This is a genomic window from Bradyrhizobium sp. 157 (assembly GCF_023073815.1).
Lineage (GTDB): Bacteria > Pseudomonadota > Alphaproteobacteria > Rhizobiales > Xanthobacteraceae > Bradyrhizobium.
The window spans coordinates 200,880-212,980 of sequence record NZ_JADPKF010000090.1; the positions used below are offsets into that span (position 1 = coordinate 200,880).

Below are 12,101 nucleotides of genomic sequence, written 5' to 3' on the forward strand. Positions count from 1 at the left end.
GCAGCGCTGCGGCTGAGATATCCGTGATGGAATGCTCCAGGCAGATGCAGCTCCACGGACGGGCGCTTTGAAAAACCTGCTCACCGATATTTCCGGCGTTCGCGTCGGCCACGCCCACGATGTAGCCGCCGCTTCCGGCGTCACCGCGATCCTGTTCGACTCGCCCGCCGTGGCCTCGATCGACGTGCGCGGCGGCGGCCCTGGCACCCGCGAGGAAGCGCTGCTCAGCCCTGAAAGCACCGTCGAGGCGATCGACGGCATCGCGCTTTCCGGCGGCTCGGCGCTCGGACTGGATGCCGCCGGCGGCGTGCAGGCCTGGCTTGCCGAACAGGGGCGCGGCTTTCGTATCCGTGACGCGGTCATTCCGATCGTTCCGGGCGCGATCTGCTTCGATCTGCTCAACGGCGGCAACAAAGCATGGGGACGCTTTCCCCCTTATCGCGATCTCGGCTACGCCGCGGCCAGTGCGGCGGCTGACGATTTCGCGCTCGGCAGCGTCGGCGCCGGCCTCGGCGCGACCACTGCCAATTTCAAGGGCGGCCTCGGCTCCGCGTCGGCACAGACCGACGGCGGCGTGACCGTCGGCGCGCTCGCGGTGGTCAATGCGGTGGGCAGCGTGACGGTCGGCGACGGGCCGTGGTTCTGGGCGGCGCCGTTCGAGAAGGACAACGAGTTTGGCGGGCACGGACTGCCGCCCTCGTTCACGCCTGATATGCTGAGAGCCCGCCTCAAGGGCGCGCCGTTGGCGACTCCGTCGCAGAACACCACGCTGGTGGTCGTCGTCACCGATGCGGTGCTGACCAAGCCGCAGGCCAGGCGGCTCGCGATGATCGCGCAAACCGGCATGGCGCGCGCCATCTATCCCGTGCATGCGCCGCTGGACGGCGATGTCGTGTTTGCCGCCGCGACCGGCAAGAAGCCGATCGATCCGCTGTTCGGCCTCACCGAACTCGGCATGGTAGCCGCCAACACGGTTTCGCGCGCGATCGGGCGCGGCGTGCATTGTGCGACCGCACTGCCGTTTGCCGGCGCATTACCTGCTTGGAAAGATCGCTTCGGCTAGCAACGAAATCGTGAAAGTAACGTTGTTGTCGCGGGTTCGACTTCGGATGCCGCCACGCCATCCACCGTCATACGGTACTTCAGTTATGATACCGCCCGGCGCGCCTTGCAGGTGACCTTCGTCACCGGCCGCCGCTACGTCTATGAAGGCGTTCCGCCTGAAGTATTCGAGGCATTCAAGGCGGCCTTCTCAAAAGGCAGCTTTTTCAATCGCGAGATTCGCGACCGCTACCAGTATCGCGAAATCGTCCATGAACGCTCGGCATGACGACCGGCAATCAGGCGCTGACCGACAGCGACGCGGTGGCGGCGGATGAAATCGCCTTGGCCTCGCGCTGGATCATCCGCTCGATGAAATTATAGGACGAGGTTGCCGCGCTGGACGAGCTTCCGGAGGCCGGGGACGTCATCGTCACCTTCGAGCCGTCCGCATAGGTCAGCGATGTCGTTACCGAACCGTCGCTGTTGGTGACTGACGTGGTGGTAGCGCCCTGCCGTGCCTGCGAGACTGGATCGGAAGCTGATCCGTCGCTATTGCTCGCCTCATCGCGATCGCGATGATGGCCGTTGTTGGGCCGGAGCGCCGACGCCAGTTCCTTGAGACTGACCGAGCCGTCGCCGTCCTGGTCGAGCTTGCCGAACACGCTGTCGGCCTGCGCAAGATTGGTGCCGCCGGCGCCAAGCGCCTCTTCGAATTCCGTCTTGCTGATCTTGCCGTCGCCGTCGCCATCGATCTGGCCGAACAGATCCTTCAGCGCGTTGTGGCGGCTCTTGGAAGCTGTGGTCGATCCCGTCGAAGACTGGCTTTGCGCGTCAAGCAGCGCGCTCATGGTTTCCGGCGATATCGGCGAGCCGGTGCCGCCCGAACCAGTTCCTGGGCCGATCGAAGCCGACGCATTCGAGGACATGAAGGCGAACGGACTTGCCGAGTTCTGGCTGACGCCGGTGGATGACGCTGGTGACTTCGACGACGTCAGCGCCTTGAGAGCATCGATAGCCGATGACGCGGCGCCCAGAGCAAAGAACATGGCGGAACTCCAACAATGCCGCGCAGGAAATAGCGGCCCACACTCGTGTCCGCTTTCCTCAGCAAGTGCTGTGCCATGAAGAAAATCCAATAAAATCGGGCTCTTCCGTATTCCGTTCGATCAGCAAACCCGGCAATAGCTGCCCGCCGCGGCAGATTTTTCCGCCCACAGGAGACGTCGGCGCTCCGCATTGCCCCCGGCCGTGCTGCATGTTACGCGGGGCCGTTCCGCCTTCTCGCAAGCCTTTCGGGAAAACGCACATGTCCCAGCAATTTGCGGCGCGTCCCCTCGTCATCGCACCGTCGATTTTGGCGGCGGATTTCGCCAAGCTCGGCGAGGAAGTCCGCGCCGTCGATGCGGCGGGCGCCGACTGGATCCATCTCGACGTGATGGACGGGCATTTCGTCCCGAACATTTCCTACGGCCCCGATGTCATCAAGGCGATGCGCCCGCATACGAAGAAGATTTTCGACGCGCATCTGATGATCTCGCCCTGCGACCTCTACCTCGAGGCGTTTGCAAAGGCCGGCTGCGATCACATCACCGTCCACGCCGAAGCCGGACCGCATCTGCATCGCTCGCTGCAGGCGATCCGTGCGCTCGGCAAGAAGGCCGGCGTCTCGCTCAACCCGGGCACGCCGGCGAGCGCGATCGAATATGTCATCGACCTGATCGATCTGGTGCTGGTCATGTCGGTCAATCCCGGCTTTGGCGGCCAGGCATTCATCAAATCCGCGCTCGGCAAGGTCAGCGACATCAGGGCGATGACCGCGGGACGTCCGATCGACATCGAGGTTGATGGCGGCGTCGCGCCTGACGTCGCCGGACAATTGGCCGCTGCCGGCGCGAATGCGCTGGTCGCGGGCTCCGCGGTGTTCAAGGGCGGCACCATGGAAGCCTACAAGGCCAACATATCCGCGATCCGCAACGCAGCGGCGCTGGCGCGCGGCGAAGCGGTCTAGCGCGGACTGCCGCCCTCACACGCCGAGCGCACTGAACGACGTAAGCAGGACAGCAGGAAAGCCACACCCGGCGTGCGGCGAGCCATGGAACCCGAAAGTCCATGCTCCGGCCACAAAGCTTCACGCATCTCGCCATAAACGCGGACCAGCATCCCGTCTTTCACGGACGGGACAGAGATATGATCAAGGCCTTCACCGCAGCCGCAATGCTCCTGGTACTCGCGCCCTCAGCCGCGCTCGCGCAGCGCGCAGGCGACGCGGCCCTCGGCGCCGTAGCCGGTGCCGTCGTGCTGGGCCCGGTTGGGGCCGTCGCCGGCGCGTTCGTCGGCTACACGGCCGGGCCGTCGATATCGCGCTCGTGGGGACTGGAAGGCTCGCGCTCGTCGCGGCACCGGAGGCATACTTCGAGAGACAGCGTGCGAGGCGCCAGAGCGGAAGCCGTAGGCCCCGCATCCAATTCCGCCGGTCAGGCCGAACGGAGCGGCCGCGTCACCAGTTATCCCGTGCCGAACCCGCCGCGCTCCAGCACAAAGCTGCCGCCGGTCCAGACTCTCGAGTGAGCGCACGCGCCGTCTGATCGCGGCGTTGTCCCGTGGCGCAACCCTGCCCGGTAATGTCCGCAGCGAATCCTGCGCGTGCCGAAGGCGCGAGCATTGTCGCGTCGAGCAACGGCGATCTATGTGCAGGAAAAGTTCAGCGATTGCGCGGCGCTTCCAGGCTCTTGAGCAGCAGCGCGAGCAATGCATCCATCCGCGCAGGGGCACCCGGCTCGTTCCATTCTTCGGCGTGCGCAGGATGATGGAAGCGGCTGGTGGCGTCGAAAATGGCGCGTGCCGTCGCCTTGACGTCGGCCACCTGAAAGACACCCTGCTTCACGCCATCGGACAGGATCATGGCAATCTGATCGACCAGGCAGTCCTTGTGGCAGTTCACGGCCTTGCAGGCCTCGCGCGCCAGCGTCAGGTAGGTCGCAAACATCTCGGGGTCGTCGCCGAGCCGCTTGTGCTTGATCGAAAACATCGTGCGCAGCCACTTATCGAGCCGCGCCCGCGCCGGGCCGGAGCTTTCAGCGATCTTCAGGAGCGGCGCGCTGAGACGGTCGAGCCAGCGCCTGGCCACCGCCTCGCGTAATGAGGCCTTGCTGGGGAAATGGCGGTAGACGCTGCCGTGGCTGACGTCGAGCGCACGGGCAACATCCACCACCGTTGCTTTGGCCAGTCCATAGCGGCGCAACACGTCCTCGGTGACCTCCAGGATCCGTTCGGGGGTCAAAACCACGACTTCGTTCATGCGCACACCTGCGAAACGATGGGACGGGTGGTCATTCTAATCCCCCTTGCAATCCGCTTTTAACCCCTTTTGGCGGGTCAATGTTTCACCGGTTCCAGCCGCTCGGCCTGGGCGGCCAGATGACGGGCGACGCTCTGGTTGAGCCAGCGCTGGATTTGTTCGGTCAGATGAATGAGATGGGCAGTCATGGCGTAGTCCTTTGCAAGTACCCGGGCTCAGAGCCAACGAGCCGGGTGACGCCCAGTATCAGCGTCGGCAATGGATATAGCATGTCTCGCTGACAGATTTCAATATCTGTCATTCAATAACCCGTGATCGACCGACCTTCTGAGCCCCGCCGCTTCCCGCCTTAAACTTACTGCTCGTCCTTGGGTGGCATCCGCGGCGGGAGCAGCGGCGTAAACAACACGCCGTCGCCGTCGCGGGGTGCTGCGGCCAATCCCCCGCCCGTGGAGGGGTCGCCTCCCGACGTATCGATGATCGCCGTGGGCATGATGTACTCCCTGACAGCCTCGAGCAGGCTGCCCCCGCCATCGCCAAAATCGGCAGCGCGGCCGCCCTGCGGTCGCCCGGCGGCGATCTCACTGGTCGCCTTGTCGGTCTTTTGCGCGAGCTTGTCGCTATAGGGAACGCGGAACGCCCGGGGGACGCCGCTCGGCCGATTGCCGTCGTCGAGCGCTTCGACCCAGAGATAGATCGAGCCCGGATCGCCCTCCAGCGAGTGCGGCTCCACGATTCGCGCCTGCAACAGCTTGAAACTTGCGGGCAGCCTGTCGACGCTGGCCCACCCCAACAGGCCGCGCACGCCCATGAAGCTCGCAATGTAGAACGCGCTCGTCACCACCACGGCGACTGCCTTGGCCGACCAGGGCAAGCGCGCATAGACGAGGACAATCAGCAAGAGCGCGCCGATCAGCGCGTAACTGAGAGCGAGCGTGAGAACGACCGATTGCAGGTTACTCACGGCGCGGCATCCTGACGCCGGTTTTCGGATCGAGATCCGCGCCATTGGCCCGGACGTTGCGGAACGTCTCCATCAGTGACTTCTGTCGCTGCTGGACATCGACCACCTTGCCTTCGGCATCCAGCCAGAAACGTAGCGCGGTTTTTTCCTCGCCGGTGTGATCGAGCGTCAGCTTGTTATCGAAGATCACCTGCGCGGTCGGATTAAGCTTTTGGACTTTCACACTCACCGCGACGGGCTGCCCGGTCGTTGCCTGAAAATGCGAGACGTTGACGGTGTATTCGCCGGCCACGATGCCGCGCACGGTGACGATCTCTTCGCGGATCGGCGACGCAATCTTCTTGCCGTTGACGATGATGAAATTGTTGGCGCCGCCGCGGTCGTCGCGATCGAGTGTGAGGAAGCCGGCTTCGCGATGGCGATACCAGGCGATGTTGCCGGCAGGATCCTGCACGAACAGGTCGAGATCGTCAGGATGGTTGTCCGGCCAGTCCATCGTGATGATGAACTCGGCTTTGGAATCGATCTTGCCGTCCTTCGCGTCCGGCGAAACCGCGAGCAGCGCCAGGAAGAACAGGAACGCAATCACCTGAAGCGCCTTGAACAGCATCACGCCGAGCGGATCGAAGGCCTCCTCGCGGGGATAGAGACCGAAATCGTCCATCATGCCGGCGTTCCAAGATGGCGTTCCAGGGCCGGGGTGACGTGCGTCTCGGTCAGCATGACGGCATCGGAAAACACCCGCTGGGTCGCGGCATCCAGCATGTAGTACTGGATCTTCACGAGGATGGAGCCGATCAGGCCGGCCAAGGTCGTGTACATGGCCACCGCCATGCCGTCGCTCATCAAGCCCATCGATGATTTCATTGCAGCCTTGTCGGCCGCATCGAGGGTAGCAATCGGCGCCAGCATGATGATGAAGCCGATGATGGTGCCGAGCAGCCCGAGCTTCATCAGCGTATCGGACACGAACACGCCAAATCCGTTGGAGCCGCGCAGCCGGTCGGCGAGCGAGCGGAGCAGCAGCGTCTGGTCGATGCGCCCGGCAGCCTGCGCCCTCGCCTTCTGCACCAGGCTGCGGATGTGATCCGTCACCAGTCCGCCCGGCAAGGCGCGCGCATTCTGGTCCAGCCCCCTTGCGCCGCCAGGGCCCGCCAGGATCGCGCGGCAGCGTCGCGTGATCTCGCCTTCACGCGCAATCGCACGCGTCCGCCAGAAGCAATGGAAGCAAGTGACGATATAGAGGACGGCAATCACGCTCGAAATGTAGGTGCGATCGGAAATGATCATCAGATGGAGCAATCCGTATCGCCATATGACGACCACGGCGAAAACCGAAAGCCCGGTGAAAATCATCCATAGCAGGAGTACGCTACGTTCCGACGTATCCGCGCCGGATGATGCGGTCTCGGCGCCAGCCGTTGCACTCATGCTGCATGAGCTCCCTGTAAACGCGCACCGCGGCCCAAAGGCCGCCTGCGAGTAGGCCCTGGCTTTGATAGATCAGCGGTCGCGACCGCGTCCAAAGACATATGCCCACGGTTGGTTGGGAAATTTTCCCGAATTAGAACTCGCTGCATTGGCACGGGTTGGCGGTGCTGTTACGCTTATCCGCACATTCGGGAGTGATCGCATGCGCCTCGTGCTCCAGCTCGTCGGCCGCCTGTTTGTCGTGGTCATCCTGTGCCTGGGAGCGGCAACCATCTGGGCAACGATCGACGCGCATCGCAGCGTCGATCGTGCCACGGCCGCTTCCGCTGAGCGTGTCTCGGTGGCGCTCGAAGCGCTCTACTGGCGCGAATTGATGTTGCGCAGCAACAGAATGCGCGAGCAACTCCTGCCGGTGCCGGAATGGCGCACCATCGAAACGATGGGGCTGATCTCGCCGGGCATCTGCGTCCGGCTCGAGCCGGCGGGCGCGTTCGAGAAGCCGCTCTGCGGACAGAACAAGGGGATCGGCCAATCTCCGCCGCGCTGGTTCGCGGCCACCGTGCAGACACTGCTTGGGGATCACGCCGCGGTCGTCCGGCCGATCAGCACCCGCGCGGCCAACGCAGGCAGCGTCTCGGCCGCTGCCGATCCAAATGCCGCCATCGCACTCGCCTGGCAGCATATCCTCGACAACATCCACGTCGCCCTGCTGATGGCCGTTGCAATCGCGCTGCTTGCCTCGCTCGCGATTGCGCACACGCTTGCGCCGGCGCAGCAGATCGTCGCCGCGCTGCAGCGGATGGCGCGCGGACAATACAGCACGTCGCTGCCTCGCTTCCGATCGATGGAACTTGCCATGATCGGACAGGCCGTCGGCGATCTCGGCGGCCGTCTCGCGCAGTCCATGGAGGAACGCGCCGCGCTGACCCGGCGCCTGCTCGAAATCCGCAGCGACGAGCGGCGGGCGCTTGCCCGTGAACTGCATGACGAATTCGGACAGAACCTGACGGCGATCCTCGCTTTCGCCAACACGATCGAAGCAACCAGCGCGCAGGAAAAAGACAAGAGCGAGGTTGCGCAGGACGCGCGGATGATCTCGCAAGCCACCCATCGCATCATGGCGTGTCTGCGCGATACATTGAACCGCTTGCGCCATCCGCCCGCCGAGGAACTCGGGCTCGAGGCCTGCCTCGTCGATCTCGTCGATAGCTGGCGCTCGCGGAACGCCGCACAGCCGATGATCCAGCTCGATCTCAAGGGTGATCTCGCCGACGTCCGCGGCGCCGTCGCCGCGACCGCCTATCGAGTCGCCCAGGAGTGCCTGACCAATTCCTTGCGGCACAGTTCGGCGCGGGTGATCGTGCTGCGGATCGAGCGGCGCACCGGCGCGGAAAACGCGCTGCTGGTCCACGTCGAGGACGACGGCGGCGGCGATGCGGCCAAATTGGCCCGCTCTCCCGGCTTTGGGTTGACCGGCATTCGCGAGAGGGTCACAGCGCTCGGCGGCTCGCTATCGATCGCGGATGCGAACCGCGGGGTCAGCGTGGCCGCCACTATCCCGCTTGCAGCCTGATGACCGCGTCGCAGACCAAAGGCATTTCGATCCTGCTCGTCGACGACCATCCCGTAGTCCGGCAAGGCTACCGGCGCGTGCTGGAGCATCAGGATGATTTCCAGGTGGTGGCCGAAGCCGACAACGCCGCCGACGCCTATCGGGCGTTCAAGGCGCACGCTCCTGACGTGGTGGTGATGGACATATCGATGCCGGGCGCCAGCGGGCTCGAGGCGATCAGGAACATTCGCGCCCGCTCCTCCGACACCCGCATTCTCGTCTTCAGCATGCACTGCGAGGCGGCGCAGGTGAAAGCCGCCTTCAATGCCGGCGCGAACGGCTATGTCACGAAGGGCTCCGACCCATCAGCGCTGATCCGGGCGATCCGTTCGCTTGTCCGCGGCGAACAGGCGATGAGCGATGACATCGCCCGCGTGCTGGCGCTGGAAAGCCTCTCCCCCTCGGGATCGGTGCTCGACCAACTGGGCGAGCGCGAAATCGAGATCCTCAGGCAACTGGCTGCCGGCGCCACCACCGAGCAGATCGCCTCGAATCTCAATATCAGCATGAAGACCGTGCAGAACTACCACTATCTGATCAAGACCAAGACCGGCATGCGCACCGACGCGCAGCTTGTCCGCCTGGCCGTGGAGTGCGGGCTGGCCAGCCTGTAGCGACGGCGGGGCGCCCCGTCGCCGAACGGGTTTCTGCCCTGCCGGAGCTCACGGTTTTCCCGTCTCTGCGGCCCTGTATGGGTGGCCTCTCCTGACACGATTTGCTAAGCCGTGGCGTAAAAAAACAAATCGGCCGGGGATAGCCTTCCGCCCCGCCCTGCTCGTCCGGAGTTTTTCGATGATCCCCCGCTACACCCGCCCCGAAATGGCCTCCATCTGGGAGCCCCAGACCCGTTTCAAGATCTGGTTCGAGATCGAGGCGCATGCGGCTGATGCGCTGGCGGAAATCGGCGTCATCCCGAAGGAGGCGGCCAAGACGATCTGGGCCAAGGCCGGGGATGCGACCTTCGACGTGGCGCGGATCGACGAGATCGAGCGCGAGACCAAGCACGACGTCATTGCCTTCCTGACCCATCTGGCCGAAATCGTCGGCCCCGAGGCGCGTTTCGTCCACCAGGGCATGACCTCCTCCGACGTGCTCGATACCTGCCTCAACGTGCAGCTCACCCGCGCCGCCGACCTCCTGATATCAGACCTCGACAAGGTCCTGGCCGCGCTGAAGAAGCGCGCCTTCGAGCACAAGATGACGCCGACCATCGGCCGCTCCCACGGCATCCACGCCGAGCCGGTGACGTTCGGGCTTAAGCTTGCCTATGCCTATGCGGAATTTTCCCGCGCCCGCGAGCGCTTGCTCGCCGCCCGCAAGGAAGTCGCGACCTGCGCGATCTCGGGCGCCGTTGGCACCTTCGCGCAGATCGATCCGCGCGTGGAAGAGCATGTCGCCAAGGCGATGGGGCTGGTGCCGGAGCCGATCTCGACCCAGGTAATCCCCCGCGATCGCCATGCGATGTATTTTGCGACGCTCGGCGTGATCGCCTCTTCGGTCGAGCGGCTCGCCATCGAAATCCGCCATCTGCAGCGCACCGAGGTGCTGGAAGCCGAAGAATTCTTCTCCGAGGGCCAGAAGGGCTCGTCGGCGATGCCGCACAAGCGCAACCCGGTGCTGTCGGAGAATCTCACCGGACTGTCGCGCATGGTGCGCGCCTATGCGATGCCGGCGATGGAAAACGTGGCCCTCTGGCACGAGCGCGACATCTCGCACTCCTCGGCCGAACGCATGATCGGACCCGACGCCACCGTGACGCTCGATTTCGCCTTGATGCGGCTCGCCGGGCTGATCGAGAAACTTTTGATCTATCCTGCCAACATGCAGAAGAACCTCGACCGCCTCGGCGGTCTCGTGCACTCGCAGCGGCTGCTGATCGCGCTGACGCAAAAGGGCGCCAGCCGCGAGGACGCCTACAAATACGTCCAGCGCAACGCGATGCCGGTCTGGCGCGGCGAAGGCGACTTCCAGACGCTGCTGAAAAAAGACCCCGACGTGAAGAAGCATCTGAGCGATGCCGAAATCGAGGAGCAGTTCGACCTCGGCTATCACTTCAAGCACGTCGACACGATCTTCAGGCGCGTGTTCGGCGAGAGCTGATGATTGGGCCGGCGGCAGCGGTCGGGCCTCGCCTTTGGGCCTCCTGGGTGGCCAAACCAGCAGTTTTCCGGCCTTGCCAAGCCGAATTAGATGATTCCAAATTGCCACGACCGCCGCCGACAACCCCCGTGACCCCCGCCGGCATCCTCGAAGCAACCTAACGGTAACCGCAGATCGGCTAAGGTCGCAGCGTGTCATCCCCGCCGAAAATCCTCGTCTTCGACTCCGGCCTTGGCGGCCTCACGGTCCTGCGCGAGATCGTCGGCGCCCAGCCCGATGCGCACTACGTCTATGTCGCCGACGACGCGTTCTTTCCCTACGGCCATCACCGCGAGGATCAGATCATCGCCCGCGTGGTGCCGCTGGTCGGCGAGTTGATCGCCCGGCACGCCCCTGCCCTGGTGGTGATCGCCTGCAACACCGCTTCGACGCTCGTGATGTCGCATCTGCGCAACGCTTATAGCGTACCGTTCGTCGGCACCGTGCCTGCGATCAAGCCGGCCTGCGCCAACTCGAAGACCAAACGCGTGTCGGTGCTCGGCACCAAGGGCACCGTCAAGCGCGAATACACCAGACGGCTGATCGATGATTTCGCGCAAGGCTGCGAGGTGACGCTGGTCGGATCGGCCGAACTCGCTTCGCTGGCCGAAGCCGCACTCAGCGGCAACGACGTGCGCGACGAGGATATTGCGGCCGAGCTTGCCCCCTGCTTTGTCGGAAACGGTGAGCATCGCACCGACACCGTCGTGCTGGCCTGCACCCACTATCCGCTGTTGCTCGATCGCCTGATCCAACTCGCGCCGTGGCCGGTCGACTGGATCGATCCAGCCCCCGCGATCGCCCGGCGCGTGTCCGAACTGCTCGGGTCTCCGGGCCGGAAAAGCGACGAGGCTGGGGCCGAGATGATATTCACCTCCCAGCGGCCGCATAAGCTGAGCCAGGCGCTGATGCCGTTCTTCGGCGGCCGCATCCTGGCGTAAGGCCGTCAGGACGCGTCACGGTACGCTGGATTGGGATGCAATTTCTTATGTCGTTCCAAGGCCGGCCTTGGCGCATTGCTCGTCCTGGTCGCCGGTGACGCCACTCACTCCCACGCCGCCAGTGACTTTGCCGTCGACCATGATCGGCACTCCGCCAGGCGAGGCAAAGACCCCGGGCAGAGTGGCCGTGGCTGTCCCGCCTTTGTTGATCGCCTCCATGAAAACACGGGTCGGGCGCCGATAGGTCGCCGCGGACCTCGCCTTACCGATGGCGATGTCCATGCTGGCCGTCTGCGTGTTGTCCATGCGTTCGAAGTACACAAGAAAGCCGTGATTATCGACCACCGCGACGGCCACGTTCCATCCGTTCTTCTGGCATTCGGCGAGGACGCCGGCTGCGATCTTCTTAGCACCCGCGGCATTGACCGCTGTGCCGTAGTCGGGGCGCTTGTCCTGAGCGGATGCGCCAACAGTAAGGGCGGCGAGTGCAGCGGCGACTAGAATTGTCCTCATCTTTGACTCCTCCCTAGGTTTTATTGTGCAGGGATCATACCGGAGTGGATGAAAACGTCGATGTCCAACGATGTCGCAAAGCCCTGTGGTTCGCCACCAGCCAAGCACCCGAGCCGAACTACGGAAGCGCCGAGGCTGGGGCCGAGATGATATTCGCAT

At 64.2% G+C, this 12,101-nt stretch carries 14 protein-coding genes; 8 read left to right on the forward strand and 6 right to left on the reverse strand.

What is annotated here, in order from left to right; genetic code table 11:
- Positions 1-67: 67 nt before the first annotated feature.
- A complete protein-coding gene (locus tag IVA95_RS26720; RefSeq protein ID WP_247513206.1) occupies positions 68-1,063 on the forward strand; it encodes a P1 family peptidase in 996 nt (331 codons plus the stop codon).
- 69 nt (positions 1,064-1,132) lie between these two features.
- Positions 1,133-1,330 carry a KTSC domain-containing protein gene (locus IVA95_RS26725; RefSeq protein ID WP_247513256.1) on the forward strand — a complete coding sequence of 66 codons (198 nt, stop codon included), beginning with the start codon at positions 1,133-1,135 and terminating at the stop codon, positions 1,328-1,330.
- A 10-nt stretch (positions 1,331-1,340) separates the two neighbouring features.
- On the opposite strand, the gene IVA95_RS26730 is transcribed toward IVA95_RS26725, so the two are convergent.
- The gene (locus IVA95_RS26730) at positions 1,341-2,090 is read right to left on the reverse strand and encodes an EF-hand domain-containing protein (protein WP_247513207.1); all 750 of its coding nucleotides are present in this window, start codon (positions 2,088-2,090) and stop codon (positions 1,341-1,343) included.
- Positions 2,091-2,350: 260 nt separating this feature from the next.
- Between IVA95_RS26730 and rpe the strand changes: the two genes are divergently transcribed.
- Both rpe and IVA95_RS26740 read left to right on the forward strand, forming a co-directional pair.
- Positions 2,351-3,052: a ribulose-phosphate 3-epimerase gene (gene rpe, locus IVA95_RS26735; RefSeq protein ID WP_247513208.1), complete on the forward strand. Its 702-nt coding sequence runs from the start codon at positions 2,351-2,353 to the stop codon at positions 3,050-3,052.
- A gap of 206 nt (positions 3,053-3,258) precedes the next feature.
- The gene (locus IVA95_RS26740) at positions 3,259-3,612 is read left to right on the forward strand and encodes a DNA-directed RNA polymerase subunit N (protein ID WP_247513257.1); all 354 of its coding nucleotides are present in this window, start codon (positions 3,259-3,261) and stop codon (positions 3,610-3,612) included.
- A 133-nt stretch (positions 3,613-3,745) separates the two neighbouring features.
- Here the strand turns inward: IVA95_RS26740 and IVA95_RS26745 are convergent, their stop codons facing one another.
- The 4 genes from IVA95_RS26745 to IVA95_RS26760 all read right to left on the reverse strand — a co-directional run bounded on the left by IVA95_RS26745 (position 3,746) and on the right by IVA95_RS26760 (position 6,737).
- A complete protein-coding gene (locus IVA95_RS26745) occupies positions 3,746-4,342 on the reverse strand; it encodes a TetR family transcriptional regulator (RefSeq protein ID WP_247513209.1) in 597 nt (198 codons plus the stop codon).
- Between the two features lie 355 nt (positions 4,343-4,697).
- Complete coding sequence (locus IVA95_RS26750) at positions 4,698-5,306, reverse strand: hypothetical protein (protein ID WP_247513210.1); 609 nt, start codon at positions 5,304-5,306, stop codon at positions 4,698-4,700.
- Complete coding sequence (locus tag IVA95_RS26755; protein ID WP_247513211.1) at positions 5,299-5,973, reverse strand: hypothetical protein; 675 nt, start codon at positions 5,971-5,973, stop codon at positions 5,299-5,301. The genes IVA95_RS26750 and IVA95_RS26755 overlap by 8 nt, the downstream gene beginning before the upstream one ends.
- Positions 5,970-6,737, reverse strand: a complete 768-nt coding sequence (locus IVA95_RS26760; RefSeq protein WP_247513212.1) for a MotA/TolQ/ExbB proton channel family protein — start codon at positions 6,735-6,737, stop codon at positions 5,970-5,972. The genes IVA95_RS26755 and IVA95_RS26760 overlap by 4 nt, the downstream gene beginning before the upstream one ends.
- 202 nt (positions 6,738-6,939) lie before the next feature.
- Between IVA95_RS26760 and IVA95_RS26765 the strand changes: the two genes are divergently transcribed.
- The 4 genes from IVA95_RS26765 (at position 6,940) to murI (ending at position 11,429) form a co-directional block, all read left to right on the forward strand.
- Positions 6,940-8,310 carry a histidine kinase gene (locus IVA95_RS26765; protein ID WP_247513213.1) on the forward strand — a complete coding sequence of 457 codons (1,371 nt, stop codon included), beginning with the start codon at positions 6,940-6,942 and terminating at the stop codon, positions 8,308-8,310.
- Positions 8,310-8,963 carry a response regulator transcription factor gene (locus tag IVA95_RS26770; protein ID WP_247513214.1) on the forward strand — a complete coding sequence of 218 codons (654 nt, stop codon included), beginning with the start codon at positions 8,310-8,312 and terminating at the stop codon, positions 8,961-8,963. Before IVA95_RS26765 ends, IVA95_RS26770 begins: the two co-directional genes overlap by 1 nt.
- Before the next feature lie 178 nt (positions 8,964-9,141).
- A complete protein-coding gene (gene purB / locus IVA95_RS26775; RefSeq protein ID WP_247513215.1) occupies positions 9,142-10,449 on the forward strand; it encodes an adenylosuccinate lyase in 1,308 nt (435 codons plus the stop codon).
- 191 nt (positions 10,450-10,640) lie between these two features.
- Positions 10,641-11,429 carry a glutamate racemase gene (gene murI, locus IVA95_RS26780; RefSeq protein WP_247513216.1) on the forward strand — a complete coding sequence of 263 codons (789 nt, stop codon included), beginning with the start codon at positions 10,641-10,643 and terminating at the stop codon, positions 11,427-11,429.
- Between the two features lie 45 nt (positions 11,430-11,474).
- Here murI and IVA95_RS26785 read toward each other — a convergent pair whose 3' ends face one another.
- On the reverse strand, positions 11,475-11,942 hold the full coding sequence (locus tag IVA95_RS26785) for a heme-binding protein (protein ID WP_247513217.1): 468 nt from the start codon (positions 11,940-11,942) through the stop codon (positions 11,475-11,477).
- Positions 11,943-12,101: the final 159 nt, after the last annotated feature.